We start from the raw sequence: 25236 nt of genomic DNA, 5'->3' as shown, positions 1-25236 counted from the left end.
CAACCCGCAGTCCAAATGGGGCAGAATCCGCCCCAGAGCGCACCCGCTCGTTTGAGCAGTATTCAACCTGCTCGCATTCATGTCGTTCAACTCCATAAGGATTGGCGACGCGTTGACTCCTGTTTGACCCGACACGAGTAGATCAAGGTCGTGCAACCGCACGGCCCTCAGTGATTAACTTGCCGTGTCAAGGAGTTCAACAGCAATGCATTCGCAGGAAACCCCACGTCTCCCAGTCTTGATTGCCCTTTCCGCGATCGCGGTTCTGCCGGTCAACATGTTCGTGCCTTCGCTGCCGAGCATTGCCAGGGACCTCAACGCAGACTTCGCACTCGTCAACGTCTCAGTCGCCGGATATGCAATTGCCACGGCCTTCACGCACCTGATTGCCGGCGCGCTGTCCGACAGATTCGGACGCAAGCCCATCGCGCTGATCGCTATGGTGGTCTTCACGATGGCGTCGATCGGCTGCAGCCTGGCGAGCGACATTGGCACATTCCTGTTGTGTCGGCTGTGCCAGGGCACCGTCATCGCCGGATATGCGGTTTCCCTTGCTTCAATTCGGGACACCTCCGATGAGCGCACCGCGGCGAGCCGGATCGGCTATGTCTCCTCCGCCTGGGCCGTAGCGCCGATGATGGGTCCGGCCATCGGCGGACTACTCGATTCGTACTTCGGCTGGCGTGCAAGCTTCATTGTGTTTTCGATCCTTGGGCTCGTCGGCTTGTGCCTCGTGGCGTTCTGCCTGAGAGAGACGAACATTCATCGCACGAAATCCACCGCTCTTCAACTCAAGGGCTATGGTGAATTGATCCGTTCGCCGCGATTCTGGGCATATGCATGCTGCATGGCATTCGCCATAGGGACGCTGTATGCGTTTCTCGGTGGAGCACCGCTGGTGGCTGCACAACTGGGCGGAACATCGAGCACGGCGCTTGGCTTCTACATGGGGATGGTTCCCGCAGGCTTCATCATCGGAAGCTATGTTGTCGGGCACGCCAGTTCCCGGCATACGCCGACCGGATTCATCCTTGCCGGTCGAACTCTTACTTGCCTGGGTCTGCTGGCTGGACTCGCTCTGGTCGCCTGCGGCTTGACGCACCCGCTCGCGTTCTTCGGCCCGTGTGCATGCGTGGGCCTAGGCAACGGATTGACCATGCCTGCGGCAAATGCGCGAGTCCTGTCCATACGCCCAAGCCTCGCGGGTACGGCATCGGGTCTGGCCGCGGCCTTGACTGTGATCGGCGCCGGGATCGTCGCCTTTCTCTCGGGGCTGGTTGTCAACGCTTCGAACGCACACCTTGCTGTGCTTGGAGTAATGCTGACGTCTTCGGCGCTGTCGTTCTTCGCTGCGGTATTCATCCTGTCTGCGGAAAATGCGAAGGGAGAGTTCGGCACACACTGCGACAACTGACGACCAACGGCTGTCGCCCGGCCTTGCGACAGAATGCAGGATCGATGGGAGCTACATCCACATGTTCTTTTCTCGCAAACCGAAGCCGCCTCCTTCGAGGCTCATCCAACTCCACGAGTACCTCGATCTGCTCCACGGAGGCACCGAGGATCACGCCGCGAGCGATGCAATCAAACGCAGTGCCGTGGATCTTGCCGGCAGCCTTCGCGAACCCCTGCGATTGAACGCATGGACGGCTCCCGAGTTGGCGCAGGTCTTCGCCCGCCGCTCCAAGGCGCACGATGCACTGCTGGTTCATGTGTCGCTCGGCATTCCTGATTGCTTCTTCATCGCCATATTCAGGAACGGCGCATCCAGCGCGCAGGAGCACCTTCTTTTCGACATCGGCGCGGAGTACCAGCAGCCCATGCTGGATTGCCCCGACTTCGGCGTGGCGGAGGCGGCGAACGAAGCCAACATCCGTCACTGGGTCCCGCTGCTGCAGAACGATGCGAACGCGTTCGCAGTCATTGAGCTGCGCGGCGGCACGTACATGCAGGTGTTCGCCGATGCCAAGGGTTTTCATCTGGAGCACCAGTTGGTCACCACCGGGGCGCACTACCGCAGTGCCGAGCCCTTAAGCGCCGATCAGGCCGTCGACACCCTGGTGTCCTATGCGTGCGGAAAATACGAGTGGGCCTACAAGCACTGGGAGTGGCTCGAGCTCTAGGCCGTGTTGACCTGCCTGGAGCGAGGGTCTGCACGACTCGGACTGCCCCGGCCGAGAAATCGCCCTGAAGAGGCTCGCAGAAGCGCAGAATGGGCGTAGCGAAAGATTCCCCACTGCTGGCAGCAAGTTTCGTCAGATAGCCATACGTGGCCGACGCTTACCGAGGCTAGCCATGAATGACACTACTTCCCCCGGAAACGAGCTCTACCGGAGCGCTGAAGAATTTCGCGTCCTGTTCGACCTTTGTCCCATCGCGACATACGTGATCGACGCTGCCGGAGTCATCGTCAAGTTCAACGACCTTGCGACAAAGCTATGGGGCAGAGAACCCGTGCTCGGTGACACCGACGAGAAATTCTGTGGTTCTCATCAGATGTACCTTCTTGACGGAACGCCGCTGCCGCACGACGAATGCCCCATGACCCAGGTGGTGAGCGGTGCTGTCGCCGAAGTAACCGACGCCCAGGTAGTGGTCGAGCGCCCCGACGGCTCCAGGGTGACGGTGATCGTCAACATACGGCCGCTTCAAGACGCACAAGGCGAGATCGTGGGCGCGATCAACTGCTTCTACGAAATGTCCTGCCCGATCTCGATCCCGATATTTGCAAAGCTCCAGCCCTCTGGTTGACGGCATTCGCCGTCTGATCCATCTGTCCTGACGATGCATTCCATCGAAACAAACAGGCTTCCTGGATAGATCCCGCATCCCTAATCTTCAGGCCATGCAGCTCGCCGAGCTGTCCAACCAGGAGATTCAGAGATGCCCAAAGTCCTCGTTCTGTATTACTCGTCGTACGGCCATATCGAAAAGATGGCCGAGGCCATTGCCGCTGGTGCGCGTGAAGCCGGCGCCCAGGTCGACGTGAAGCGCGTCCCCGAGACGGTCCCCGAAGCGGTCGCAAAGTCCGCGCACTTCAAGCTCGACCAGGCCGCGCCCGTCGCGAGCGTCGCCGATCTCGAGAACTACGACGCCATCGTCGTCGGCACCGGCACCCGCTTCGGCCGGATGTCTTCTCAGATGGCTGCTTTTCTCGACCAGGCCGGTGGGCTGTGGGCACGCGGCGCGCTCAACGGCAAGGTGGGTGCGGCCTTCTCGTCGTCGGCCACGCAGCACGGCGGCCAGGAGACGACGCTGTTCTCGATCATCACCAACCTGCTGCACTTCGGCATGACCATCGTGGGCCTGCCGTACAGCCACCAGGGCCAGATGAGCGTCGACGAGATCGTTGGCGGCGCGCCCTACGGTGCCACCACCGTCGCAGGCGGCGACGGCTCGCGGCAACCGACGGCGATCGATCTGGCCGGCGCGCGCCATCAAGGCGAGCTGGTGGCCAAGACCGCAGCGAAGCTCTTTGCCTGAGCGCCCGCACCCTCCATCTGTAGAAGCGAGAAAGACATGGTCTCCAACGACTTTGCAGGACGAGTCGTGCTCGTCACGGGCGCGGGCTCCGGCATCGGGCGGGAAGCCGCCAAGGCCTTCGCGGCGCGAGGCGGCCTCGTGTATGCCGCCGACCTGAACGAGCATGGCCTCGCAGAAACCGTCGACCTCATCACCGAGATCGGCGGCAAGGCCCAGGCAGTCATCGCCAACGTGGCCGTCGAGGAAGAAGTTGCCAGCGCCATTGCACGCATCGAACGCGAGGCAGGCCGGCTCGACGTGGCCTTCAACAACGCCGGCATCACCGGCAAGGCGCAGCGCATCGAAGACTATCCGACCGAAGACTTCGACAGGGTGATCGCGGTCAACCTGCGCAGCGTCTTTCTCGGCATGAAGCACGAGTTGCCGCTCATCAAGAAGAGCGGTGGCGGTGCCATCGTGAACACAGCCTCCGTGGCAGCACTGACGGGCCCCGGCGGAATGAGCGCCTACGCAGCCTCCAAGCACGGCGTGCATGGCCTCACGCGTGTTGCGGCCATGGAAAACGCCGCCCACAACGTGCGAGTCAACGCCCTCGCGCCCGGCTGGACGGAAACGCCGATGGTGAAGGTCGCGAGCGACCAGAACCCGGCCTTCGCCAGGCTGGTGACCACCGCGATTCCCGCCAAGCGAGGCGGCCATCCCGCAGAGGTAGCTGCCGCCGCCGTGTGGCTGGCCTCCGATGCCGCCAGCTACGTGATGGGCCAGATGCTGGTCGTCGACGGTGGAATGACCATCGGCGGCGTCGAACTTTGAACAAACCGAACCGACAAGGAGCAACACCATGAGCAATTTGAATGCGGGCGAGATGGCAAAGGCCGTCATTCGCCGCAATACCGAGGAAGTACAAGGGCGCGGAAACTGGGCTCTGTTCGACGAGCTGTTCTCGGACGACTTCCTCGACCACACACCACAGCCGAACTGCACGCCCGACAAGGCCGGTGCGCTGGGCCTGTATCGCATCCTGCGCGAGGCGTTCCCCGACTTTCATGCCGAGATCCATTGGCAGCGCGCCGATGGCGACGTCGTCACGACCTACAAGACCTATCACGGCACGCAGCAGGGAACCTTCCTCGGCATCGCGCCGACCGGCCGCGCGATCCATTTCGAAACTGTGGACGCGATGCGCGTGCAAAACGGAAAGATCACGGAGCACTGGGGCGTAGCCAATCTCTTCTCCGTGCTTCAACAGCTGGGCGCATGGCCCCGCGCCGCTGGAGACAAGTCATGAACACCAACATTCTTCAAGACAAGGTGGTCGTCGTGACCGGCGCTGCAAGTGGCATCGGCAAGGCTGTGGCCGTGCAAGCCGCGAAGCACGGCGCAAAGGCAGTGATCGTTTCTGACGTGACGCCCGAGCCCCGCGAAGGAGGCCGCGCCACGATGGAGGAGATCGAGGAACTGGGCGTGCCGGCGCGATTCCATCGCGCGGACGTCAGCCAGCGGGCGCAAGTCGACGATCTGCTGAAAGCAGCCGACGAGTTCGGCGGTGTCGATGTGATGGTCGCCAATGCGGGCATCACCCTGCGCTCCGACGGGTTCGACGTCGCAGAGGCGGACTACCGCCGGCTCATGGGCATCAACCTCGACGGAACGCTGTTCAGCGCACAGGCAGCAGCTCGCAGCATGAAGGCACGGGGCAAGGCCGGAAGCATCGTCCTCATGGCAAGCATGGGCGGAATCTCGGGCGCGGGCATGACGGTGGCCTATTCCACCAGCAAGGGCGGCGTGGTGCTGATGGCCAAGTCCCTGGCCGATGCGCTGGGGCCGAATGGCATCCGCGTGAATGCAGTCGCACCGGGAACCATCGACACGCACCTGCTGAGAACCAGCCCCGGCATCGCGGAGGCTGCCGAAGGCTTTCGCCTGCGCACGCCGCTGCGGCGCCTTGGCAAACCCTCCGAAATTGGCGACGCCGTCGCGTGGTTGGGCTCGGACCTGTCGAGCTATGTGACGGGCACCGCACTGCTCGTCGATGGCGGCCTGCTCGCCGTGATTTGACCCGAAAGAAAGACATGACCACCACCATCCGCTTCCATCAATACGGTTCCCCCGAAGTCCTCAAGGTCGAGGACGACAACGTCGACATGCCGGGGCCCGGACAGGTTCGCCTGCGTCACGAGGCCATCGGCGTCAACTTCATCGACACGGCCTTTCGCCAGGGCGTGATGCCCGTCCCACTTCCATCGGTGCCTGGGGTCGAGGGTGCCGGCATCGTCGAGGCCATCGGGCCGGACGTCGCGGGCATCAAGGTCGGCGATCGCATGGCTTACTTCCTGGCGCCGGGCAGCTACGCGCAGGTGCGCCTGGTCGATGCAGCCGCGCTGCTCAAGGTGCCAGACGACCTCTCTTCAGAGCAGACCGTCACGGTGCTGACCAAGGGCCTGACCGCATGGGTCGGGCTGAATGGCTTTCACCAGCTCAAGGCGGGAGAGAAGGTGCTGGTGCAAGGCGCTTCCAGCAGCGTGGGCACCATGCTCTCGCGTTGGGCGAAGGCAAGAGGCGCCACGGTTATCGGAACGGTGGGCTCGCAGTCGAAGCGGGCAGCACTCGAGAACGCCATCGATCACGTATTGCTCTCTGGCGACGCCGACCTGGCCGCGCAGATCCGCCGCATCGCGCCCGAAGGCGTCGACGTGGTCTACGAGTTCGTCGGCAAGGCCACGTTTGCAGCGACTGCAGCGGCCGTGCGCGATGGCGGAACCATCGTCACCATCGGCGCGGCTTCGGGGGCGCCAGACATCGATCGGGCGGGCCTTGCCGCGCGCGGCGTTCGCATCGTGGGTGGGCCGATGGCGCAGCACGTGCAAGGTGCCGTGGCCCAGGCGACGGGCGAGGTGTTCGACGCGTACCGCAAGGGCGTCTTCGGCACGCTCGAGGTTGCCCGCTATCCGCTCGTCGAAGCGGCGCGGGCGCACGAGGACATTGCGGCACGGCGCAAGTCGGGGGCGATCATCCTCGTGCCCTGACCCTGTGAACGCATCGATCCTGGCAACTCGGCTGGACACCCAACGGGGAAGCAGATATTTTCCCGGGAGTTTCATCGACAGGAGCGATAGATGCTGGATGGCGTTTCAATGGATCAACTGCGCACCTTCATCGCGGCTGCTGATGAAGGCAGCTTTTCGGCCGCAGGACGCAGGCTGCGCCGGGCCCAGTCGGTGGTGAGCCAGACGCTGGCCAACCTGGAGGCGCAGATCGACGTGCAGCTCTTCGACCGCAGCGCGCGCTATCCAAAGCTCACCGAGGAAGGCACTGCCCTGCTGGCGCAGGCCCGCTCTGTGGTCCACGGCATGGACGGCTTCAAGGCCACGGCGCGCACGATCTCCGAAGGGCTCGAACCCGAGTTGTCGGTGGTGGTCGACGTCATGTATCCCATGGACTCGCTGACTGTGGCGGTCGGCCTCTTTCGGGCTGCGTTTCCGCACACGCCGCTGCGCCTTTATGTCGAGGCACTGGGCGCCGTGGCGCAACCGGTGCTCCAGCGCGGCTGCAGGATCGGCATCATGGGTTCAATGCCCCTCGTTCCGGAAGAGCTCGATGCAGAGAAACTGCTCGACGTTCCGATGGTGACGGTGACCGCTTCTTCGCATCCGCTGGCCGCGCAGAAGCGCGTCATCGCGTCGCGGGAACTGGAGCAGCACGTTCAACTCGTCCTGACGGACCGCACCTCGCTGACCAGCGGCAAGAGCTTCGGCGTGTTCACTTCCTCGATATGGCGGCTCGCAGACCTGGGCGCAAAGCATGCGTTTCTTCGCGCGGGTTTCGGCTGGGGGCACATGCCGCTTGCCATGGTGCGCAGCGACATCGAGTCAGGGCTCCTGAGTCGGTTGCAGCTGGAGGCTTTTCAGCCCACCACGCCGCCGATTGCCATGTTTGCCGTGTACCGCAAGGACCTGCCGCCAGGACCCGCCGGGCGATGGTTCCTTGAGCACCTGAAGGATGCGGCGCCGGTGGGCGATACGCCGAAGTGATGCGAAAGACCGGTAGCGCGACTGCCGCGCATCAGCCGAGCAGCAGCGAAGCCTCGTCGCGCCAGTAGGCCACAGCGGCGAGCCAGCCTTCCCACACGCAGCCATTGCAGCCGCGACCGCAGCAGGTGGTGGGCTCGGGCGGCGGCGCGCGCATTGCGTGCCCTTCGGCATCGAGCAATGCCTGCACGCGCGCGATGAGCGCTTGCGCGCCGGCAAGGTTCGTGGGTTCGGGCAGCCGGTCGATGGCGTTCATGGAGGGCAGATCTTCATGCGTCGAGGTTCAGCTCCAGCCGCATCTTCGCCCCGCCCGATTCGCTCGACCCGATCGTGAGCTGCCCGCCATGCAGGCGCGCAACCTCGGCCACGAGGTGCAGCCCGAGCCCGGCGCCGCGCCCTCGCGGCACGAGCCGGTGAAACGGCGCCACCACGCGCTCACGGTCCGCTGCCGGAATGCCCGGTCCGGAGTCGAGCACCTCGAAGCCCGAAGGCTCCCACAGCCGCACCTGGATGTCGCAGCCCTGCCCGCCGTGCTCGATGGCGTTCTGGATCAGGTTGCTCAGCGCACGTTCGAGCGATGGCGCATCGCCGCGCACCCACAGCGGCTGCGGCGCATCGACCGACAGCGTGCAGCGGTTCATGATCGCCAGCGGCGCGATGTCGCCCGCCACGCGCTCGCACAGCGCCTTCAGGTCGACCTGCTGCTGGTCGTGCACCGCGACGTGGTCCAGCCGCTGCAAGTCGAGCAGTTGCTCGGCCAGCGTGGCAAGCCGCGCCGAGGCCTGCATCAGCTTCACCTTGAGCGGGCCGTCCTGCAGGCCTTCGAGATGTATCTGCAGCGTGGTGATGGGCGTGCGCAGCTCATGTGCGGCGTCGGCCAGGAAGCGCTCCTGCCGGTCGTAGCCTTCGTTGAGCCGATCGAAGGCGCGGTTCACGGCGTTGACCAGCGGGCGGATCTCGCTGGCCACGTTGGCCAGCGGCAGGCGCGTGGTGCGCTCGTGCACGTCGATGCTCTCGGCATGCTCGGCCGTGGCCACCACGCCCTTGAGGCCGCGCTTCACCACGAAGGGCGTTGCCAGGATCACGCCGAGGCAGGTCACCAGCGCCATCGGCGCCACCAGAAAGAGAAAGGCGATGCCCGTGCCCTTGAGCGTGTTCCTCACCGTCAGCGGGCCGCCGGTCTGCACCATCACGGCCACCAGGCCCGCGCGCGTCTCGGCGCACTCGAAGCGGGCCTTGGGCCGGGTGTTGTCGTCCTCGGGGTTGAGGGCCATTCGCTCCATGTCGCCAAGCGCGTCGAAGAGCTTGGCGTAGGCAGGCGGCACGTCGCCGCTGCGCACCTCCGAGCCGTGGGCATCGCGCGCGATGAACCAGAACGGCGGATCGGCATTCTGCAGGCGCTGCACTTCCGATGTCGGCTCGACCACCAGTTGCCCATCGGGGCCGCGCGCCAGCGCGCGCTGGATCACGGTGACGGTCTCCTGCCCGGTCTCATCGACCACGCGACCCAGCACCCAGGCCAGCCCGAGGAAGCCCCCCATCACCAGCGAGCCGACCACCACCTGCAGCAGGATCAGGCTCCAGATCAACCGCCAGCGCAGCGAGAGCAGGCTCAAGGTCATGTCATGCCACCGGACGAGCCGCGCAGATCAGGTAGCCGACGCCGCGAATCGCATGGATCTCCACCTGTGCGCCGGCCTTGTCTAGCTTGGAGCGCAGGCGCGACACATGCGTGTCGAGCGCGTTCGACTGGATCTCGTCCTTGTGGCCGTATACGCGGTCTTGCATGGCCTCCCGCAGCACGGTGCGGCCGCGGTGTTCGAGCAGCGCCTCGAGCACCAGCAGCTCGCGCCGCGGCAGCGTGAGGCACAGCTCGCCCACATGGGCCTGCCGCGTGTGATGGTCGAAGCGCAGCTGCCCGAGCGTCATGACGAGGTTCGCACGCACTGCTGGGCGCCGCGCCAACGCGCGCACGCGGGCCATCAGCTCGTCCATCGAGAAGGGCTTGGCAAGGTAGTCGTCCGCGCCACCGTCGAGGCTCAGCACGCGCTCGGCCACGTCGGTCATGGCCGTGAGCACCAGCACCGCTGTGGCGATATCGTTCTGCCGCAGGAAGGCCACGAGCGAGAGGCCGTCGCCATCGGGCAGGCCGCGGTCGAGCACGATCACGTCGTGCTGCGCCGACAACGCCGCTTCTTCGGCCTCGCGCAGCGAACTCGCCACGTCGACCACCGCCTGGTTCTGCCGCAGCGCCGAGGCCAGGGCTTGCGCCAGATCGACTTCGTCTTCGACGAGCAGGATTCTCATGAGGGGTGCGGCAAGGGCTGTGTACAAAAAAGAAGCGGGCCATTCTAGGAGAGGCCTCATTGCAGCTCATTGCAGAAAGCGCAATGTTCACGCAATGCAGCTGCATAAGCTGGGGCACTGCATGACCTCCCGCCCGGCGCCTTCCTACCCCTCACCTTCCGTGCCCTGGTACATGGCATTGGGCCAGCGGATCGCCACGCTCTGGCTGGTGAAGATGATCGGTACCACCGTCGGCATCTCGGGCTTCTTCGTCGTGTACTTCTGGGTAATGCACAACCCGCCATCGGAGCCGATGGTGATGCCGCTCACGCGGATCGACCACTGGGTGGGCGTGAGCGACGACGCGATGGTGCTCTACGGCTCGCTGTGGTTCTACATCTCGCTGGCGCCGGCCTTCGCGAAGGACAAGGCAGAGCTCTGGGCCTGCGCGCGCGACGCCGCCATCATGGCGGGCGTCGGCCTCGTGGTGTTCTGGCTCTTTCCTACGACGGTGCCGGTGTTTGCTGTCGACTGGGCGCAGTACCCGGCTCTGCAGTTCCTCAAGGCCACCGACGTGGGTGGCAATGCGTTTCCATCGCTGCACGTCGCGTTCGCGGTGCTCACCGCCGTGCTGCTGGAGCGCCAGCTGCGCAGCGTGCAAGCACCCGTGTGGCTGCGCGTGCTGAACCTGCTGTGGGCCTTCGGCATCGTCTACTCGACGCTGGCAACGCGACAGCACGTGCTGCTCGACGTGCTCGGCGGCACGCTGCTCGCAGCCGCCGTGAGCTGGGCCGGCACCACGCGCGACTGGCTGGTGTGGACCGAGGCCTGAGCCCGAAGGGCGTCAGGCAGCGCCCGCGGCAACGGTCCTGAAAGCCTCCAGGGCCAGATCGATTTCGCGCTCGCCCGTATGGCGATGGGTGACGCAGCGCAGCTTGTGCCTGCCCCAGGTCCGGGCCAGCACGCCCAGCTTGCGCAGCGCGGCCTCCCACTGGGCCGCGTCGAGCCCCGTGGCGCTCACGTCAACCTGCACGATGTTGGTCTGCGGCTCGTTGGCCGAAAGCCCCCGGAGCCGGCCGATTCCGTGAGCGAGTCGGCGCGCCACCGCGTGATCGTCCGCAAGCCGGCCCACCATGGTGGTGATGGCAACCAGCCCCGCGGCCGCGGCGATACCGACCTGGCGCTGGCTGCCCCCGAGCAGCTTTCTGTGCCACCTGGCGCGCTGGATGGTGTCCGCGGGCCCGGCAAGCACGGCCCCCATGGGTGCGCTCAGGCCCTTGGACAGGCACAGCGAAACGGTATCGGCAAAGGCTGTGATCTCCGCGGCCGGCACGCCCAATGCCACCGCCGCGTTCATCAAGCGCGCGCCGTCCAGGTGGACCGCAGCGCCCGCATCCTTGGCCACCCCGAACACCGCCTGCATGTGGGCGAGCGGCAACACGGCCCCGCCGGCGTTGTTGTGGGAGGTTTCCAGACAGACGAGCCCGGTGCGCAGCTTGTTGCGGCCCGGCCCCAAGGCCTGCGCGAGCAAGCCCAGATCCATGGCGCCGTCGACGCCGGCAATGCCCTGATAGAACGACCCGGTCAGCGCGGCCGCGCCGCGTTCGGTCACGTAGATGTGCGATGCCGCTTCGGCAAGAACGACTTCCTGCCGCCCGGCCTGAGCGAGGATGGCAAGGAGGTTGGCCATCGTTGCGCTCGGAACGTACAGCGCAGCCTCCTTGCCCAGCAGCCGGGCGGCCTCGGCCTCCAGTTCAAGAGCGGTCGGGTCACCGTCGAGCCCGTCGTCGCCGAGGGGAGCGGACGCGATGCGGTCGTACATCTGCGACGTGGGCCGCGTCACGGTGTCGCTGCGCAGGTCTACCGTCGGATTCATGCTGTCTTCCTGGGTCATTCGGCAGTCGCGCCGGTCGATTTCACGACCTCCGCCCATTTTTTTCTCTCGCTGCTCAGGAACGTGCCGAACGCTTCCGGCGTTCCGGTCCGCACATAGATGCCGCGTGCCGCGAGATTGGCTCGGACGTCCGCCGAATCGAGCACCCGGTTGATTTCCGTGTTCATTGTCCGGACGATGTTCTCCGGTGTCTTCGCAGGCACCACCACGCCGTAGAGCGTGTAGTACTCGAAGCCCTTGAAGCCGCTCTCGATGAAGGTGGGAACGTCTGGCAGGGACGCGTCTCTTGTTCCGGAAGTCACCGCGAGCGCCCGCAGCTTGTGGTCCTTGATGAGCGGCAGCGCCGAAACGAGGGAGGAAATGTAGAAGTCGACCTGCCCGCCCAGCATGTCCGTCATGGCCGGACCACCGCCCTTGTAGGGCACGTGCAGAACGTTGGCTCCCGCCGTCACGCGCAGGTTCTCGGCCACGAGATGCCCGACGGTTCCGTTGCCGGACGATGCGTAGGCGAGCTGTTTCTTCTTCGAGGCCGCCAGCAGCGAAGCGAGGCTGTCGTACGGACTGGCAGCATTCACCACCAGCACTGACACACCCGTGCCGACCAGCGCAACCGGCGCGAGGTCTTTGGAGGGATCGAAGCTGAGCTTCTTGTAGAGGAACTGGTTGACCGCCAGGTTGCTGGTTTCGCCCAGCACGGCGGTGTAGCCATCGGGCGGCGACTTCGCACCGAACTCCAGGCCGATGTTGTTGCCGGCACCGGGCTTGGTGTCGACGACGACCTGCCACTTGGCCTGCTCGCCCAGCTTGGCCGCGAGCAGGCGGCAGACGGCATCAGTGCCGCCGCCCGGGGGACTCGGCGAGACCAGATGGATGGGACGCTCGGGCACCCACGCCGCGGCGGCCGCATGCGCTGCGGCGAGTGCGAGCCCCAAGGTGCATGCCAGGCTCCTGGCACGTGCGAGACGATGGCGTCGGATGTCGTTCATGGGCGGGTGGTTCCGATCGGGCAGGTTGAATGAATTCAGCGAATCCTAGGCGCGCCATAAAATGAGTAAAGCGAGATATACAAATATCAACTGTGAGGATTTCTCATGAATCTCACGATGCTGGTCACCTTGCGCACCATCCTCGAGCAGGGCAGCTTCACCGCTGCGGCCGGCGTCGTGGGCTGCAGCCCGAGCGCGGTGAGCCTGCAGGTCAAGCAGCTGGAGCAGTATTTCGGCAAGCCGCTGTTCGACCGCTCCACCCGCGTGGTGGCGCCAACGGCCTTTGCCCACGAAGTGGTGAGCGCGGTGGGCGACTTCTCCCACAGGCTGCAGATGCTTCGCTCCCGCCCGGTGGTGGAAGTGGCGGGCCGCATCAGGGTCGGCGTGATCACCAGCATGCAGAGCGACGTGCTGCCGCAGGCGCTGCATGAGCTTCGCCAGAAGCATCCGTCGCTGGATGTGGTGGTTCCTCCGCTGAACGACAGCGACGAAATGATCTCGGAGTTGAAGGCGGCGCGGCTCGACGTTGCATTGCTCGTCCGGCCGGAAGCCGGCGGCTCGCGCCGGCTGGTCTGGCGGGAGCTGCATCGCCAGCCCTATGTGCTGCTGGCGCCGCCAAATGCCTCCGGAAAAACGGTCAGGCAACTGCTGGAAGCCTACGACTGGGTCGGCTACGACCTGTCTCTTTCGGGAGGGCGCGTCGCCGCGCGGTACGTGCGCAGCCTGAAGCCCGATGCGCGCTGCGTGATGGAACTGCGCTCGATGGACGCCATCGTTGCAATGGTCGCCCAGGGCCTGGGGGTTTCCGTCGTCCCGCAGCCCAGGCGCCCGCTGGTCGATGCCTATGCGGTGCGCGAGGTGGGCCTGGGAAGCCGCGCTCCGTTTCGCAAGCTCTCGCTGGTCTGGCGAAACTCGGACGAAGGCAGCCGCAATGTCGAGGCGGTTGCGCAAGCCTTCGCAACCGCCTTCGGCCTTCAGCGAAAGCCGTAAAAAGCCGGCCTTACCAGAAGATCCAGAGGGCCAGGCCGCCGAAGATGGCCCACTTCACGAGGTAGTACACCCGCTTGTCCCAGGCCTTCAGGCGCTTGCCGATCACGCGGATCTGGTAGATGTACTTGAACGCGCGGTTGATGCCGCCCGTCTTGTCGCCCGCATCGTTGGGCGAGCTCGCTGCGGCCAGCAGGTTTTTCGCGAACCAGCGGTTCACGGCGCTGGCCCAGCGGTACTTCAGCGGGCGCTCGATGTCGCAGAACAAGATCACACGATCGTGGTCGGTCGTGTTCTCGGCATAGTGGATGAAGGTTTCGTCGAACACCACGGCCTCGCCGTCGCGCCAGTGATAGCGCTGGCCGTCCACGTCGATGTAGCAGCCTTCCACGCCCGGCGTCCAAAGGCCCAGGTGGTAGCGCAGCGAACCGGCGAAGGGGTCGCGGTGGCGCACGAGGCGGCTGCCCGGCGGCAGTTCGGCGAACATCGCAGCCTTGATGGTGCCGATGCCCTTGAGCAGTTCGGTGGTGCGCGGGCACAGCACGGCGGCCGAGGGATGCGCCTCGTCGTACCACTTCAGGTAGAAGCGCTTCCAGCCGCTCTTGAAGAATGAGTTGAAGCCCACGTCGTTGAACTGGCTCGACGCCTTGATGCTGCCGCCATTGCGCATGGCCAGCGCTTCTTCGCGGATGACTTCCCAGTTTTCTTCGAGCACGCGCATCTCCGGGAACTGCGCGGGCGACAGGTACGGCGTACCCGGTACCTTCGAGAAAAGGTACATGAAGACGTTCAGCGGGGCGAGGAAGGTCGAGTGATCAGAGAGCTGTCTGAAGAAGCGATGCCGCACCTGGCCGCGGAAATGAACGTAGAGCGCACTGAGCGCGAAGATGGCAAGAATGACCCACTTCATTTGGAAAGTGTCCTGTAAACAGCACCGGGTAGTGTAATTCTTTGCACCAAATTGGCCCCGCCCCGGCCCTTTGGCCGTGCGCCGGGCGAGGTTTCAGCTACAGAGCATGGGCTGCGGCGTATCGGCCATGGCCAGCGGCAGCCGTACGGTGGCCAGCAGGCCGCCGTGCGCGACTTCGCCGAGCGCCACTTCGCCGCCATGCCGGTCGACCACCGACTTGACGATGGCCAGCCCCAGCCCGCTGCCGCTCTGGTTCTGGTCGGGGTTGCGGAAGAAGCGGTCGAACACCCGTTCGCGCAGCGCGGGCGGAATGCCGGGGCCCTCGTCTGCCACCGTCAGCAGCGCCTGCGTGCCTTCGCGCGCCACGTGCACGACCACCGTGCTCCCCGGCGGGCTGTACTTGATGGCGTTGTTGATGAGGTTGTCGATCATCGAAACCAGGCTTTCGCGCTCGCCGAGCACCGGCACGCGGTCTTCGCTCACCAGCTCCAGCTCGACGTTGCGGGCGCTGGCCAGGCCCTCGATCATGGCCAGCCGGTCCTGCACCAGCGCGTCGAGCGACAGCATCACGGGCAGGGCGTTGTCCGAAACCGCGTCGCTGCGCATCAGCTGCAGCAGTTGCCCCACCAGCCGCGCCGCGCGGTCGTTGCTGCGCAGCAGGTTGCCCATGAGCTCGCGCTGCTGTTCGTCGGTGCTCTGCTCCTTCAGCGCCTCCACGTTCACACGCATGGCGGCCAGCGGCGTTCGCAGCTCATGCGCGGCGTCGGCGATCAGGCTGCGCTCGCGCGAAGTGCTGTCGCGCACCCGCTGCAGCAGGCTGTTGATGCTCTGCACCAGCGGCTGCAGTTCCTTGTGCGGCGGCGCGTACGACAGCGGCGTGAGATCGGCCGGCCCGCGCTCGGCAGTCTCCTGGCTCACCCGGCGCCATGGCCGCAGCGCAAGGCGCACCGACAGCCACGCGGGAAACACCAGAAAAGGCAGGCTGATGACCAGCGGCAGCAGGTAGTAGCCGCGGTACATCACGGTGACCGTCAACCGCCAGACGCTGGGCTCGGCCAGCATCACGCGGACGTCCGCGGTGGGCGAGGCCAGCGTGCGCGCGCGCCACTCGCGACCGCCCGCCTTCACGGTCTCGACGCGATTCGGCACGGTATTGAGAATGACGGGCACGGCCGCCGTCGAGCGGTAGATCAACTTGTCGCCCTGCCACACCTGCAGCACCGGCGAGGTGTCCGAGGCGGCGTCGCCGTCGCCCATGGTTTCGAGCAGTGCGGCCTCGAAGGCGGCCAGGGTTTCCTGTTGCTTGTCGGGCTGGTCGGCCGTGTTCTTCGCGATTGCAATCACCGACTGGAAGATCTTGTCGAACTTCAGCAGTTCGGGGTCTTCGTAGGAGTCGTACAGCAGCAGCGCGATGGCCATGGTCCACAGCAACGCGACCACGCCCATCTGCGCGAGCAGCAGGCGCCGCATCAGGGAAGGTTGTTTCCAGTTCTTCCAGCGCTGCGCCAGCGCCTGCATCATTTCTGCGTGCTCCGCACAAGCGACTGCACGTCGATCACGTAGCCGATGCCGCGCACCGTACGGATGTAGCCCTGGCCGATCTTCTTGCGCAGGTTGGAGATGTGCACCTCGAGCGAATTGCTGCCGTTGGCCTGGCCACCGGGCAGCACCTGTTCTTCCATCACGCGGCGCGTGACCACGCGGCCGGTGCGCTTGAGCAGCAGGGCCAGCAGGTCGAACTCGCAGCGTGACAGCTCCACCGGCTCGCCATCGACGATCACGCCGCGCGTGGGCTCGTGCAGCGCCAGGCCGCGCATGCGGATGGTCTCGTCGTTGAAGCCGTAGCTGCGGCGCGCGAGCGCCCGCACGCGCGACAGCAATTCAGCCAGCGCGAAGGGCTTGACGAGATAGTCGTCCGCGCCGTCATCGAGGCTGCGCAGCCGGTCGGTCAGCGCGTCGCGCGCGCTCAGCACCAGCACCGGCAATATCTGCCGGTCGCGACGCAAGCGGAACAGCAGGTCGAGCCCGTCGCCGTCGGGCAGGCCGAGGTCGAGCAGCACCATGTCGAAGGTGCCGCCGTCGAGGGTGCGCAGGGCGTCGTCGAGTCTGCGGACCCACACCACATCCATGCCTTGATTGGCCAGCGCGATGCGCACGCCGTTGCCCAGGTCAAGGTCGTCCTCAACAAGCAAGAGATTCATGAGCCTCCACGTGAACGAACCACTCCGTTTCCGGAATGTGGCCGGAGTATCTGCCAAGCGCCGGCGGCGCACTTCAGGAAATCTTCATGAATGCCGAAGCAGGCCTTCAGGTGAGGCCCGGACACTGCGGCGATCCCTCACCCACACGGAAACGGAACACCGAAGTGAATCGATCGCCCCCCCTCCTGGCCCCTAGAGAACAGCCGGATCGCAACCGCCTCCGGCGGCGGGACATCCTCCATGCCATGGCACTGACCGGTGCCGCAGGGCTCGCCGCCTGCGGTGGTGGCGGTGGCCGCGGCGGCGCTGGCATCGGGCCCAGCATCGGCACGGATGCCAGTCCTGCTGCTCCCCCCGCTGCCGGCCCAAGTGCCAACCCGGATGCCCCTTCGAACACCAACCCGGGTGTTGGCGATGGAAGCCCAAGGAACGGCAGTGGCGAAGGCAAGGTCTCCGTCATCGACCGCCGCATCAAGGTATCGAGCTCGCCCGAAGTCTCGCTGCAGGTGCGCGACTGGCAGCCGCCCCGCAGCACCGGCCCGGTCTTCGTGTTTCTGCCCGGGCTTGGTGCCAACGCGCGCAGCTTCGACGGCCTCGCACCCGCACTGGCCGCCAAGTCGCGCGTGATCGCGATCAGCCGCCGCGGCTACGGCCTCTCGGACAAGCCGTTGCCCGTGAAGACCGCCACGCAGCACTACGAGGTGGACACGCTCGTGGCCGACCTGAAGGCGGTACTCGACGCCCTCGGCGTACGGCGCGCGGTGCTGGGCGGCCATTCGATCGCGGGCAACGAGCTCACGCGCTTCGCAGGCCTGTATCCCGAGCGCACGCAGGGCCTGATCTACCTCGACACGACCTTCGACTACACGGTGGGCGCAGACAGTGGCGGCCAGGACGTACCGACGAACTCATTGCTCGATGAGCCCAAACCGAAGCCGGAGGACGGCCGCTCGCTGCAGGCTGCCATCGCCTTCTCCCGCCGCAATTCGAAGAACTGGTGGCCTATGCTGGAAGCGAACCTGCGCGACAGCCTTGACATCCATGCCGACGGAAGCGTGAGTCTCAACACACCCAGCGAAGTGAATGACGCCATGGAAACAGCCGCCCACTCGTTCTCGCCCGACTACAAAGCCGTGCGCGCACCTTCGCTGGTCGTGACCGCCCTGCCTGCAGACACCCGCGACATGTTCCCGTGGCTGGAACTGCCGCTCGATGCCAAGACGCAGAAAGATGCCTCGGACTACGTGCGCATGATCCGTAGCGCGGCCATCACGAATTCGAACCAGCTCGTGGCGGCGCTCAACACCCCGAACCGGCTGACCCTGGACAACAGCAACCACGGCGACTTCTTCATGGAGCGAGAAGCCGAGGTGCTGCGGGCGATCCAGTTCATGACATGGGCCTGAGCTATGCCGATGCGCCCTTCGCGCGCAGCAGCTTGATCAACGCAGCGAGCTCCTCGCCGCCGAGCCCTGCCTCGTCGGCGCGCCGGAAGATGTCCGCGGCGAAGGCCGGAAACTCGGTGTTGATGCCCGACGCCTGCGCCGTCTGCAGGATGCGCTGCGTTGCCTCGACCGAGATGCGCATCGGGCTTTGCGAGATGCTGAAGTCGCCCGACTGGATGACGGAGCCCTCGTGCTGAAGAAAACCCGCGAAGGTCGGCATGATGCCCGCGACGATGCGGCCGTACTCGGCCACGTCGAAGCCTTCGTGCTCGGCAATGCGCGCGCCGTGGATGAAACCGAGCATCGTGCCGTAGATGGTGGAGAGCGTGGCGAGGTCCATGGCCGCCGCCGCGCTCGCCTTCTCACCCAGATAGACGATGCCGCCGGCCAGCACCTTCAGCCACGGCTCGGCCTCGTCGAATACGTGCTTTGCACCAGACACCAGCAGCGGTGTATCGGGCCGGCCCATCTGGTCCGGCGCGGCCTGGATCGCGCCCTCGAGGTAGGCGCCGCCATGGCGGTGAGCCCAAGCCTCGGCATCGCGTGCGTCCTGCGGGCTGCCGGTGGTCAGCTGCACCAGCAGGCGGCCGTCCACGGCGGCGGCGACGCCATCGAGCGCGAAGATCGCATCGGCGGCGCGGTAGTCGTAGACGCACATCACCGCGACGCGGCTCGCGCGCAACGCCTCGCCCGCGCTGCGCGCCAGCACGGCGCCCTTCGCGACCAGCGCATCGGTCTTGCCGGGCGTGCGGTTCCACACCGTGACCTCGTAGCCCTGATCGAGATAAAGCTGCGCGATGGTGAAACCCATCGAGCCCAGGCCCAGAACGGAAATTCGCTTGTTGTTCATGACGATTCGATTGCTGTTTGTGAAGACAGCTGAATCGTAGAAATTTCGCTTCCATATGGTCAAGTACCTACAATAAAGTAAGGTACTTACCAAAACGCACGTATTGGGTATTTACAGGGCATTCCACGGACAAAAAATGAAATCGAAGAAACCCTACAACTGCGGTATCGGGCCTGCGTTCGACGTCATCGGTGGCAAATGGAAGGCCGTCATCCTCTGGGAGCTGAACGCGCAGGCCTATCGCTTCGGCGAGCTCAAGCGGCTGCTGCCCGACATCAGCGAGAAGATGCTGATCCAGCAGCTGCGCGAACTGGAAACCGATGGCATCGTCCATCGCGAGGTGTTCCATGAAGTGCCGCCGCGCGTGGAGTACTCGGCAACCAAGCTGGGTGCCACGCTCAATGCGGCGCTCGGGCCGCTGGCTGATTGGGGCGACCGCAACGCCAAGCGCATTGAAACCGCACGCGCGAAAGCCGAAGCGGCCAAGTAGGCCGGCACACCGGGAGCACCGAATGTCGTTGCGGAAGATTTCATCGGCCGTTCTGCTGGCCACGTCTGTGTCATGGGGACTCGCGCAGGCGCAGCCGGCGTGCGCGCCCTCACCCGTCTACGCGGGACCGCCGATGCGCTCGGCGCCCGAGGCGATATGGCAGAAGGACTTCAAGCGCTCCATCGACGGCGAGTTGCCTGCCGAGCTGCAGAAGGCACTCGGCGATGCGCTCGACAAGATGCTTGCGCACGTCCCCGCAGCCAGCGTGGCCGTCGCGATTCCCGGTGAAGGCACCTGGTCCGCCACGCGCGGCCTGGCACGCAAGGAGCCGCCACAACCCGTCGTGCCCGACCAGCCCTTCCAGGTAGCAAGCACCGCCAAGACCCTGACGGCCGCCGTCGTGCTGCAGCTCGTCGAGGAAGGCAAGCTCAAGCTCGACGACACCATCGACAGATGGTTTCCCGACGCACCGAATGCGAAGCTCACCACCATCGAACATCTGCTGCGCCACACCAGCGGCCTCGTGAGCTTCAACGCACTGCCATCGCTCGGTACGGCCTATCGCACGCCCGCTGACGTCATCGCGCTCGGCACATCGCAGAAGCCGCAGTTCTGCCCCGGCACCAACTGGAGCTATTCCAACACCGGCTACGCGATGCTCGGCGTGATTGTCGAGAAGGTGGACGGCGCGCCGTTCGCGGACGTGCTCACGAAGCGGCTCATCAAGCCGCTGTCGCTCACGCACACGGTCATGCGCAAGCCGGGCGTCGAGCTGCCCGTTGCCACGGGCCACACGGCCGGCCGGCCGCTCGATGCGCCGGACCAGTACGCCACGCCCTACGCCGCCGGCGCGCTGGCATCGACAGCGGGCGATCTCGCGGTGTTCTGGCACGCATTGCTCGCGGGCAAGGTGCTGCCCGGCGAAGCGGTGCACCGCATGTTCACCGGCATGCCCGCCATGCTCGGCCCCTATGCCGGGAGCAACGCGTTCTACGGCATGGGCGTGCAGCTCTACGACGTGCCCGACGGCCCCGGCTTGATGCTCGGGCACAGCGGCGGCATCGAGGGCTTCACGAGCATCGTGGCCTACGTGCCGGCCGACGACGTGTACATCGCCGTGTCGTTCAACGAGAAGAAGGTGCCGGCCGAAGCCGGCCTGTGGGCGCTGCTGCGCGCGGTACGCACCTACCGCGTGCTGCACTGACCGACCGCCGGGTCAGTCGGCCCAGCCGGTCTCGATCTCGGTCTTCACCTCGGTCATGAGCTTGTGCACCGGGCACTTGCCCGCCACGCGCAGCAGTTCGTCGCGCTGAGCCTCAGTCAGGTCGCCGCTCAAGCGCAAGCCCGACTTGAGGCGGTAGACGCCCTTGCGCTCCTCGCTGTCATCGCGGTCGACCACGACCTCGATGTCTTCCACCGGAATGCCCTTGCGGCGCGCGTAGATCAGCACCGTGAGCGCCTTGCAGGCCGCGAGCGATGCGTCGTACAGGTCGTGCGGCTCGGGGCCGGCGTCGCTGCCGCCGCCAGCGGGCGAGGCATCAACCGGAATCTCGTGGTTGCGGATCTTCAGGATGTGGCGCGTGCCGGTGGTGCCGTCGCGGTGGATCGAGATCGTCATGCAGATGTCCTTGGTAGGGAGTTGCGGTTCAGGAGGAAAGCGTCTTCACGTACAGAATGGTCGTGAACCCGCTGTGCCATTCGAGATCAGGGTAGCGGTCGGCCTCGCGATAGCCGAGCGCGAGGTAGAAGCCTTGGCTCTGCGTATTGAAGGTGTCGGTTTCGAGCCGCGCGAGCGCCACGCCGTCTGCGCGCATGCCGTCTTCCGCGAACGCCATCAGGGCGCGGGCGATGCCCTTGCGCTGGTGCTCGGCCGGCACATGCAGCGCGTGCACGAAGTCGTGCTCCCAATGGACCATGCCGACCACCTCGCCGTCGATTTCCGCTACGAAGAAGGCTGGGCCCATCTCGTCGATGTAGCCCACAGGCTCGCCGCTCTCCTTGTAGGCCTTCGCGGCCTCGGGCGTGAGCTGCGGCAGCCAGGTGCCGGCGAAGGTGTCGTCGAGGATGGCCTTCACCGCGTCGAAATCGTCGAGGCGCCAGGGCCGGATGGCGATGTCGGGAATGTCGTGGTTCTTGCTCATCGGTTCAGCGGTCCACGGCCAGCATCAGCGTTTCCTTGATTTCTTCCATCACCACGTAGCTGTGCGACTCGGCCGCCACCGGCAGCTTCTTCAGGATGTCGCCCAGCAGGTGCCGGTACTCGCTCATGCCGCTGAGCCGCGCCTTCACGAGGTAGTCGAAGCTGCCCGACACCAGGTGGCATTCGAGCACTTCGGGCATGTGCAGCAGCTCCTTGCGCACCTTGTCGAACACGTCGCCCGACTTGGCCGAGAGCTTGATCTCGACGAACACCAGCAGCGTCTTGCCCAGCGCCTCGGGCGACACGTGCGCGTGGTAGCCGGTGATGACGCCGTCGCGCTCCATGCGCTTCACGCGCTCGGCGCAGGGCGAGGCCGACAGGCCGATGTGCTCGGCCAGCTCGGTCATGGAAACGCGGCCCTGGCGCTGCAGGAGGTCGAGGATCCGGCGGTCGATTCGGTCGAGTTCGGGCATTTCACTTTCGCAGGCGGCTCTGGGCGATTGGCGGCAGTGTATTTCACTGCCAAACCGCTGAAAACAATGGAATCCACTGCATTGTGCACTTTAGATTCCACTCATCCCATCTGAATCGGCGAATACACCATGAAAGTCATCGTTCTCGGCGGCGGCGTGATCGGCACCACCACGGCCTACTATCTCGCGCGCTCGGGCGCCGAGGTCACCCTGCTCGACCGGCAGGCCGGCCCCGCCGAAGAAACCAGCTTCGGCAATGCCGGCCAGGTGTCGCCGGGCTACTCCACGCCGTGGGCCGCGCCGGGCATTCCGCTGAAGGCAATCAAGTGGATGTTCAAGAAGCACGCGCCGCTGTCCATTCGCCCCGACGGCACGATGTTCCAGCTGCGCTGGATGGCCGCGATGCTGCGCAACTGCTCGCCCGAAGCCTATGCGGTGAACAAGGAACGCATGATGCGCGTGGCCGAATACAGCCGCGGCTGCCTGCAGCAGTTGCGCGCCGACACCGGCCTGCAGTACGAGCAGCGCACCGGTGGCACCCTGCAGCTGTTTCGCACGCAGGCGCAGCTCGATGCAGTGCAGCGCGACATCGCAGTGCTCGAAGAATGCGGCGTGCCTTACCAATTGCTCGACCGCGATGCACTCGCCAGCGTCGAGCCCGCGCTGGCCGGCGCACGCGACCGTCTCACAGGCGGCCTGCGCCTGCCCAACGACGAAACCGGCGACTGCCATCTGTTCACGCGCGGCCTCGCCGAAATCGCACGCGGCCTGGGCGTGGACTTCCGCTTCGGCCAGACCATCGACGGGTTGGAGACGGACGGCGGCCGAATCACCGGCGTACGCACCACCGCCGGCAAGATCCTCACGGCCGACCGCTACGTGATGGCCTTCGGCAGCTACTCGCGCGCCGCCATCGCCTCGCTGGGGCTGGACATCCCGGTGTACCCGGTCAAGGGCTATTCGCTGACCGTGCCGCTGCTCGACGAATCGCTTGCGCCGCAATCGACCGTGCTCGACGAGACCTACAAGGTCGCGGTCACGCGCTTCGACAACCGCATCCGCGTGGGCGGCATGGCCGAGCTCGGCGGTTTCGACCTGCGCCTGAACCCCAACCGCCGCGCCACCCTCGAGAAGGTAGTGACTGACCTGTTCCCCGGCGGCGACGTGCCGCGCGCCACCTTCTGGACCGGCCTGCGCCCCATGACGCCCGACAGCACGCCCATCGTCGGCGGCACGCGCTACGCCAATCTGTTCCTCAACACCGGCCATGGCACGCTGGGCTGGACCATGGCCTGCGGCTCGGGCAAGCTCATCTCCGACATGGTGATGGGGCAGCGGCCGGAGATCCGCACGGACGGTCTTGCGATGGACCGCTACGAACGGGGCTCGTCGCATACAACTCGCCCGAACCCTGCGACTGCACCTGCCTGACACTGGCCCTGTCGTTCAGGGCGTGTGCACAGGCCACCGGGTACTCCCCTCCGCGAATGTCCCCCGGCCTTCGGCCTCCTCCTTTATTTCGCTGCGGGGAGCACCCGGCGCCCTGTGCACCTGGGCACGCTGCGGGTGTTCGCCGATCAACCCCGCTCCGAACAACGCTCACGCCGATGGGGTGCCTTGCGCAGCGAAATAAAGGGGGAGGCCGCAGGCCGGAGGACATTCGCGGAGCAAGGTGCCCCGTCGGCGTGAGCGCGCCCTGAACAGCGAACGGGCCCTCAAGCAGCCTTGGCAATCGGAATCACAGCACTGCTCATGCCGCGATAAACCTCCGCCTCGCCATGCTTCGCAAGCAACTGCATCAGGTGCTTGCGGATCAGCATGCCGGGCCGGTCCGACTCCATCGAATACTCCACGCCACGCCGCCGCGTGTCGACCAGCGCATCAGGGTCGGTCGATTCAAGGATGTCCTTGTCCTCGCGCGTCACCGCATCATCGAAATCGATCAGCATCTGCGCGGTGCAATCGGCTTCGGTGTCGTTGCGGAACAGCCATTGGCACAGCTGCATGCGGCCATCGTCGATGGGCGTGAAGCAGTTGATGATGATGTGGCGCACGCCGCTCGGGTACTCGATGTCGAGCCGGCGCGAGAACGGCAGGAAGTAGGCGTTGCGCATGTGGCGCGTGGTAATCGGGTCAGTCACGCCGCTGATCGCATGGAACTTCACCGGGTTGGTCGCTTCGATGACCGTCTCGGCATAGAAGCCCGAATCGTTTTCCACCAGCTCGTACTTGCTCGGCTTCGGGCTCGCGGCCACGCCGAAGGTGGCGCGGTGCACGAAGCTGAAGTGCGAGTTGTCGAAGGAGTTTTCGAGCGCGCGCATCGGGCTGGTCTGCCACTCTTCGTAGAACTGGAAGATGGTGCGGTAGCCCGGGTCTTCGAACTCGGGAATGGCGGGAATGTCGGCGATGGGCTCCTCTAGCGCCACCCATGCGTAGCCGTAACGCGCGGTGCAGCGGTAGGCCGTGGTGCGGTACTCGGGCGAAATCTTGCGATCGGGCTCGTACTGCGGAATGCGGATGACTTGGCCGCTGCGGTCGTAGGTCCAGCCGTGGTAGCCGCACTGAATGGCGCCGGTGCCGCAGGCCTGGCCTTCGCTGTCGACGCACCAGCCTTTCGACAGCTTCGCGGTACGGTGGCAGCAGCGGTCGCGCAGCGCGGCGGGCTGGCCGTCGGCATCGATGAAGAGAACGATGTCTTCGCCCAGCAGCCTGAAAGGCTTGGGCCCCTGTGCCAGTTCGGTGAGCGGCATGACGGCATGCCAGAACTTGCGGAAGACGGGTTGTTGGGTAACGAGCATGCGCGGACTCCTTCTGTGGTCGTGTGGGACGAACGTGAAAGAGCAATTTCCTGCCTGGATGCGTGGGGCATCGCACGGCTGAACGCTTCTACTCTGCGCAAGCTGCCTTGCAAATTGCGCGCCCGGATTGTGGCGCGGCCAGGCCGTCGCTCCAAGCCCCCGCCCGCAATGCCTGAGCAAAAGCCCTTGGCATGCGTCGTGCATGACCTGTTGCAAGAGTAGAAGCGTTCAGCAGCGCACGCACCACGAAAGTGCGCCCGCCCGG

28 protein-coding genes are annotated in these 25236 nt (G+C 65.5%); 15 read left to right on the top strand and 13 right to left on the bottom strand.

Annotated elements, in window-relative coordinates; translation table 11 throughout:
- Nucleotides 1-238 precede the first annotated feature (238 nt).
- From ACSFBF_RS13050 to ACSFBF_RS13010, 9 genes are all read left to right on the top strand, one after another.
- Nucleotides 239-1414 carry a multidrug effflux MFS transporter gene (locus tag ACSFBF_RS13050; protein ID WP_435467531.1) on the top strand — a complete coding sequence of 392 codons (1176 nt, stop codon included), beginning with the start codon at nucleotides 239-241 and terminating at the stop codon, nucleotides 1412-1414.
- A gap of 61 nt (nucleotides 1415-1475) precedes the next feature.
- Nucleotides 1476-2123 carry a hypothetical protein gene (locus ACSFBF_RS13045; RefSeq protein WP_435467530.1) on the top strand — a complete coding sequence of 216 codons (648 nt, stop codon included), beginning with the start codon at nucleotides 1476-1478 and terminating at the stop codon, nucleotides 2121-2123.
- A gap of 172 nt (nucleotides 2124-2295) precedes the next feature.
- Nucleotides 2296-2751, top strand: a complete 456-nt coding sequence (locus ACSFBF_RS13040; protein ID WP_435467528.1) for a PAS domain S-box protein — start codon at nucleotides 2296-2298, stop codon at nucleotides 2749-2751.
- A 132-nt stretch (nucleotides 2752-2883) separates the two neighbouring features.
- Complete coding sequence (wrbA, locus tag ACSFBF_RS13035) at nucleotides 2884-3483, top strand: NAD(P)H:quinone oxidoreductase (RefSeq protein WP_093080563.1); 600 nt, start codon at nucleotides 2884-2886, stop codon at nucleotides 3481-3483.
- 36 nt (nucleotides 3484-3519) lie between these two features.
- The gene (locus tag ACSFBF_RS13030) at nucleotides 3520-4296 is read left to right on the top strand and encodes an SDR family NAD(P)-dependent oxidoreductase (protein ID WP_435467526.1); all 777 of its coding nucleotides are present in this window, start codon (nucleotides 3520-3522) and stop codon (nucleotides 4294-4296) included.
- 28 nt (nucleotides 4297-4324) lie between these two features.
- The gene (locus tag ACSFBF_RS13025) at nucleotides 4325-4771 is read left to right on the top strand and encodes an ester cyclase (protein WP_435467524.1); all 447 of its coding nucleotides are present in this window, start codon (nucleotides 4325-4327) and stop codon (nucleotides 4769-4771) included.
- Nucleotides 4768-5541 (top strand): SDR family NAD(P)-dependent oxidoreductase, encoded by a 774-nt coding sequence (locus ACSFBF_RS13020; RefSeq protein WP_435467522.1) that lies wholly within the window; start codon nucleotides 4768-4770, stop codon nucleotides 5539-5541. The genes ACSFBF_RS13025 and ACSFBF_RS13020 overlap by 4 nt, the downstream gene beginning before the upstream one ends.
- A 14-nt stretch (nucleotides 5542-5555) precedes the next feature.
- On the top strand, nucleotides 5556-6509 hold the full coding sequence (locus ACSFBF_RS13015) for a quinone oxidoreductase family protein (protein WP_435467520.1): 954 nt from the start codon (nucleotides 5556-5558) through the stop codon (nucleotides 6507-6509).
- Between the two features lie 90 nt (nucleotides 6510-6599).
- Nucleotides 6600-7514 carry a LysR family transcriptional regulator gene (locus ACSFBF_RS13010; protein WP_435467518.1) on the top strand — a complete coding sequence of 305 codons (915 nt, stop codon included), beginning with the start codon at nucleotides 6600-6602 and terminating at the stop codon, nucleotides 7512-7514.
- A 31-nt stretch (nucleotides 7515-7545) separates the two neighbouring features.
- Here the strand turns inward: ACSFBF_RS13010 and ACSFBF_RS13005 are convergent, their stop codons facing one another.
- From ACSFBF_RS13005 to ACSFBF_RS12995, 3 genes are read right to left on the bottom strand one after another with little or no spacing between them, the layout of a single operon-like run.
- A complete protein-coding gene (locus tag ACSFBF_RS13005) occupies nucleotides 7546-7767 on the bottom strand; it encodes an oxidoreductase-like domain-containing protein (protein ID WP_435458175.1) in 222 nt (73 codons plus the stop codon).
- 13 nt (nucleotides 7768-7780) lie between these two features.
- A complete protein-coding gene (locus ACSFBF_RS13000) occupies nucleotides 7781-9133 on the bottom strand; it encodes a sensor histidine kinase (protein ID WP_435467516.1) in 1353 nt (450 codons plus the stop codon).
- A gap of 1 nt (nucleotide 9134) precedes the next feature.
- Nucleotides 9135-9818, bottom strand: coding sequence for a response regulator (locus ACSFBF_RS12995; protein ID WP_435467514.1), 684 nt, complete (start codon nucleotides 9816-9818; stop codon nucleotides 9135-9137).
- 121 nt (nucleotides 9819-9939) lie between these two features.
- On the opposite strand from ACSFBF_RS12995, the gene ACSFBF_RS12990 reads away from it, so the two are divergent.
- Nucleotides 9940-10629: a phosphatase PAP2 family protein gene (locus tag ACSFBF_RS12990; protein WP_435467512.1), complete on the top strand. Its 690-nt coding sequence runs from the start codon at nucleotides 9940-9942 to the stop codon at nucleotides 10627-10629.
- A gap of 12 nt (nucleotides 10630-10641) precedes the next feature.
- Here ACSFBF_RS12990 and ACSFBF_RS12985 read toward each other — a convergent pair whose 3' ends face one another.
- Together ACSFBF_RS12985 and ACSFBF_RS12980 are read right to left on the bottom strand one after the other, a co-directional pair.
- Nucleotides 10642-11691 carry a threonine aldolase family protein gene (locus ACSFBF_RS12985; RefSeq protein WP_435467510.1) on the bottom strand — a complete coding sequence of 350 codons (1050 nt, stop codon included), beginning with the start codon at nucleotides 11689-11691 and terminating at the stop codon, nucleotides 10642-10644.
- Nucleotides 11688-12677 carry a Bug family tripartite tricarboxylate transporter substrate binding protein gene (locus tag ACSFBF_RS12980; protein WP_435467508.1) on the bottom strand — a complete coding sequence of 330 codons (990 nt, stop codon included), beginning with the start codon at nucleotides 12675-12677 and terminating at the stop codon, nucleotides 11688-11690. Before ACSFBF_RS12980 ends, ACSFBF_RS12985 begins: the two co-directional genes overlap by 4 nt.
- 105 nt (nucleotides 12678-12782) lie before the next feature.
- On the opposite strand from ACSFBF_RS12980, the gene ACSFBF_RS12975 reads away from it, so the two are divergent.
- On the top strand, nucleotides 12783-13667 hold the full coding sequence (locus ACSFBF_RS12975) for a LysR family transcriptional regulator (RefSeq protein WP_435467506.1): 885 nt from the start codon (nucleotides 12783-12785) through the stop codon (nucleotides 13665-13667).
- 10 nt (nucleotides 13668-13677) lie between these two features.
- On the opposite strand, the gene lpxO is transcribed toward ACSFBF_RS12975, so the two are convergent.
- From lpxO to ACSFBF_RS12960, 3 genes are all read right to left on the bottom strand, one after another.
- On the bottom strand, nucleotides 13678-14574 hold the full coding sequence (gene lpxO, locus ACSFBF_RS12970; protein WP_093058112.1) for a lipid A hydroxylase LpxO: 897 nt from the start codon (nucleotides 14572-14574) through the stop codon (nucleotides 13678-13680).
- Nucleotides 14575-14667: 93 nt separating this feature from the next.
- The gene (locus ACSFBF_RS12965; protein ID WP_435467504.1) at nucleotides 14668-16095 is read right to left on the bottom strand and encodes a sensor histidine kinase; all 1428 of its coding nucleotides are present in this window, start codon (nucleotides 16093-16095) and stop codon (nucleotides 14668-14670) included.
- Nucleotides 16092-16775, bottom strand: a complete 684-nt coding sequence (locus tag ACSFBF_RS12960; RefSeq protein WP_093058110.1) for a response regulator — start codon at nucleotides 16773-16775, stop codon at nucleotides 16092-16094. Before ACSFBF_RS12960 ends, ACSFBF_RS12965 begins: the two co-directional genes overlap by 4 nt.
- A 245-nt stretch (nucleotides 16776-17020) precedes the next feature.
- Here ACSFBF_RS12960 and ACSFBF_RS12955 point away from each other — a divergent pair, with 245 nt between their 5' ends.
- Nucleotides 17021-18181 (top strand): alpha/beta hydrolase, encoded by a 1161-nt coding sequence (locus ACSFBF_RS12955; RefSeq protein ID WP_435467502.1) that lies wholly within the window; start codon nucleotides 17021-17023, stop codon nucleotides 18179-18181.
- Between the two features lies 1 nt (nucleotide 18182).
- Here the strand turns inward: ACSFBF_RS12955 and ACSFBF_RS12950 are convergent, their stop codons facing one another.
- On the bottom strand, nucleotides 18183-19070 hold the full coding sequence (locus ACSFBF_RS12950) for an NAD(P)-dependent oxidoreductase (RefSeq protein ID WP_435467500.1): 888 nt from the start codon (nucleotides 19068-19070) through the stop codon (nucleotides 18183-18185).
- A 136-nt stretch (nucleotides 19071-19206) separates the two neighbouring features.
- Between ACSFBF_RS12950 and ACSFBF_RS12945 the strand changes: the two genes are divergently transcribed.
- Both ACSFBF_RS12945 and ACSFBF_RS12940 read left to right on the top strand, forming a co-directional pair.
- A complete protein-coding gene (locus tag ACSFBF_RS12945) occupies nucleotides 19207-19560 on the top strand; it encodes a winged helix-turn-helix transcriptional regulator (protein WP_093058107.1) in 354 nt (117 codons plus the stop codon).
- 22 nt (nucleotides 19561-19582) lie between these two features.
- Nucleotides 19583-20764 (top strand): serine hydrolase domain-containing protein, encoded by a 1182-nt coding sequence (locus ACSFBF_RS12940; protein ID WP_435467498.1) that lies wholly within the window; start codon nucleotides 19583-19585, stop codon nucleotides 20762-20764.
- A gap of 12 nt (nucleotides 20765-20776) precedes the next feature.
- Here the strand turns inward: ACSFBF_RS12940 and ACSFBF_RS12935 are convergent, their stop codons facing one another.
- Genes ACSFBF_RS12935 through ACSFBF_RS12925 form a run of 3 tightly spaced genes read right to left on the bottom strand, consistent with a single transcriptional unit; the run spans nucleotide 20777 to nucleotide 22173 of the window.
- The gene (locus ACSFBF_RS12935) at nucleotides 20777-21178 is read right to left on the bottom strand and encodes an OsmC family protein (protein WP_093178054.1); all 402 of its coding nucleotides are present in this window, start codon (nucleotides 21176-21178) and stop codon (nucleotides 20777-20779) included.
- Nucleotides 21179-21206: 28 nt separating this feature from the next.
- Complete coding sequence (locus tag ACSFBF_RS12930) at nucleotides 21207-21701, bottom strand: GNAT family N-acetyltransferase (protein WP_435467496.1); 495 nt, start codon at nucleotides 21699-21701, stop codon at nucleotides 21207-21209.
- Nucleotides 21702-21705: 4 nt separating this feature from the next.
- The gene (locus tag ACSFBF_RS12925; RefSeq protein ID WP_007836101.1) at nucleotides 21706-22173 is read right to left on the bottom strand and encodes a winged helix-turn-helix transcriptional regulator; all 468 of its coding nucleotides are present in this window, start codon (nucleotides 22171-22173) and stop codon (nucleotides 21706-21708) included.
- Nucleotides 22174-22302: 129 nt separating this feature from the next.
- Here ACSFBF_RS12925 and ACSFBF_RS12920 point away from each other — a divergent pair, with 129 nt between their 5' ends.
- Nucleotides 22303-23604, top strand: coding sequence for a D-amino acid dehydrogenase (locus ACSFBF_RS12920; protein WP_435467493.1), 1302 nt, complete (start codon nucleotides 22303-22305; stop codon nucleotides 23602-23604).
- Between the two features lie 284 nt (nucleotides 23605-23888).
- On the opposite strand, the gene ACSFBF_RS12915 is transcribed toward ACSFBF_RS12920, so the two are convergent.
- The gene (locus ACSFBF_RS12915; RefSeq protein WP_435467491.1) at nucleotides 23889-24971 is read right to left on the bottom strand and encodes an aromatic ring-hydroxylating dioxygenase subunit alpha; all 1083 of its coding nucleotides are present in this window, start codon (nucleotides 24969-24971) and stop codon (nucleotides 23889-23891) included.
- Between the last annotated feature and the right edge of the window lie 265 nt (nucleotides 24972-25236).

Origin of the sequence: Variovorax nivicola (assembly GCF_051216475.1) — a bacterium.
GTDB lineage: Bacteria > Pseudomonadota > Gammaproteobacteria > Burkholderiales > Burkholderiaceae_C > Variovorax.
The sequence above is the reverse complement of the archived record's forward strand: the minus strand, read 5'-3'. Positions and strand labels throughout refer to the sequence as shown.

Excerpts from the sequence above, each read along its gene's own strand:
- ACSFBF_RS13045 (WP_435467530.1), top strand. The coding sequence starts at position 1,476 with ATGTTCTTTTCTCGCAAACCGAAGCCGCCTCCTTCGAGGCTCATCCAA.
- ACSFBF_RS12960 (WP_093058110.1), bottom strand. The coding sequence starts at position 16,775 with ATGAATCTCTTGCTTGTTGAGGACGACCTTGACCTGGGCAACGGCGTG.
- ACSFBF_RS12985 (WP_435467510.1), bottom strand. The coding sequence starts at position 11,691 with ATGACCCAGGAAGACAGCATGAATCCGACGGTAGACCTGCGCAGCGAC.
- ACSFBF_RS12920 (WP_435467493.1), top strand. The coding sequence starts at position 22,303 with ATGAAAGTCATCGTTCTCGGCGGCGGCGTGATCGGCACCACCACGGCC.
- ACSFBF_RS13025 (WP_435467524.1), top strand. The coding sequence starts at position 4,325 with ATGAGCAATTTGAATGCGGGCGAGATGGCAAAGGCCGTCATTCGCCGC.
- ACSFBF_RS12980 (WP_435467508.1), bottom strand. The coding sequence starts at position 12,677 with ATGAACGACATCCGACGCCATCGTCTCGCACGTGCCAGGAGCCTGGCA.
- ACSFBF_RS13030 (WP_435467526.1), top strand. The coding sequence starts at position 3,520 with ATGGTCTCCAACGACTTTGCAGGACGAGTCGTGCTCGTCACGGGCGCG.
- ACSFBF_RS12995 (WP_435467514.1), bottom strand. The coding sequence starts at position 9,818 with ATGAGAATCCTGCTCGTCGAAGACGAAGTCGATCTGGCGCAAGCCCTG.
- ACSFBF_RS12975 (WP_435467506.1), top strand. The coding sequence starts at position 12,783 with ATGAATCTCACGATGCTGGTCACCTTGCGCACCATCCTCGAGCAGGGC.
- ACSFBF_RS12925 (WP_007836101.1), bottom strand. The coding sequence starts at position 22,173 with ATGCCCGAACTCGACCGAATCGACCGCCGGATCCTCGACCTCCTGCAG.
- ACSFBF_RS12915 (WP_435467491.1), bottom strand. The coding sequence starts at position 24,971 with ATGCTCGTTACCCAACAACCCGTCTTCCGCAAGTTCTGGCATGCCGTC.
- ACSFBF_RS12945 (WP_093058107.1), top strand. The coding sequence starts at position 19,207 with ATGAAATCGAAGAAACCCTACAACTGCGGTATCGGGCCTGCGTTCGAC.
- ACSFBF_RS12965 (WP_435467504.1), bottom strand. The coding sequence starts at position 16,095 with ATGATGCAGGCGCTGGCGCAGCGCTGGAAGAACTGGAAACAACCTTCC.
- ACSFBF_RS12935 (WP_093178054.1), bottom strand. The coding sequence starts at position 21,178 with ATGACGATCTCGATCCACCGCGACGGCACCACCGGCACGCGCCACATC.
- ACSFBF_RS12955 (WP_435467502.1), top strand. The coding sequence starts at position 17,021 with ATGGCACTGACCGGTGCCGCAGGGCTCGCCGCCTGCGGTGGTGGCGGT.
- ACSFBF_RS12950 (WP_435467500.1), bottom strand. The coding sequence starts at position 19,070 with ATGAACAACAAGCGAATTTCCGTTCTGGGCCTGGGCTCGATGGGTTTC.
- ACSFBF_RS12940 (WP_435467498.1), top strand. The coding sequence starts at position 19,583 with ATGTCGTTGCGGAAGATTTCATCGGCCGTTCTGCTGGCCACGTCTGTG.
- ACSFBF_RS12990 (WP_435467512.1), top strand. The coding sequence starts at position 9,940 with ATGACCTCCCGCCCGGCGCCTTCCTACCCCTCACCTTCCGTGCCCTGG.
- ACSFBF_RS13010 (WP_435467518.1), top strand. The coding sequence starts at position 6,600 with ATGCTGGATGGCGTTTCAATGGATCAACTGCGCACCTTCATCGCGGCT.
- lpxO (WP_093058112.1), bottom strand. The coding sequence starts at position 14,574 with ATGAAGTGGGTCATTCTTGCCATCTTCGCGCTCAGTGCGCTCTACGTT.
- ACSFBF_RS13000 (WP_435467516.1), bottom strand. The coding sequence starts at position 9,133 with ATGACCTTGAGCCTGCTCTCGCTGCGCTGGCGGTTGATCTGGAGCCTG.
- ACSFBF_RS13015 (WP_435467520.1), top strand. The coding sequence starts at position 5,556 with ATGACCACCACCATCCGCTTCCATCAATACGGTTCCCCCGAAGTCCTC.
- ACSFBF_RS13040 (WP_435467528.1), top strand. The coding sequence starts at position 2,296 with ATGAATGACACTACTTCCCCCGGAAACGAGCTCTACCGGAGCGCTGAA.
- wrbA (WP_093080563.1), top strand. The coding sequence starts at position 2,884 with ATGCCCAAAGTCCTCGTTCTGTATTACTCGTCGTACGGCCATATCGAA.
- ACSFBF_RS12930 (WP_435467496.1), bottom strand. The coding sequence starts at position 21,701 with ATGAGCAAGAACCACGACATTCCCGACATCGCCATCCGGCCCTGGCGC.
- ACSFBF_RS13020 (WP_435467522.1), top strand. The coding sequence starts at position 4,768 with ATGAACACCAACATTCTTCAAGACAAGGTGGTCGTCGTGACCGGCGCT.
- ACSFBF_RS13005 (WP_435458175.1), bottom strand. The coding sequence starts at position 7,767 with ATGAACGCCATCGACCGGCTGCCCGAACCCACGAACCTTGCCGGCGCG.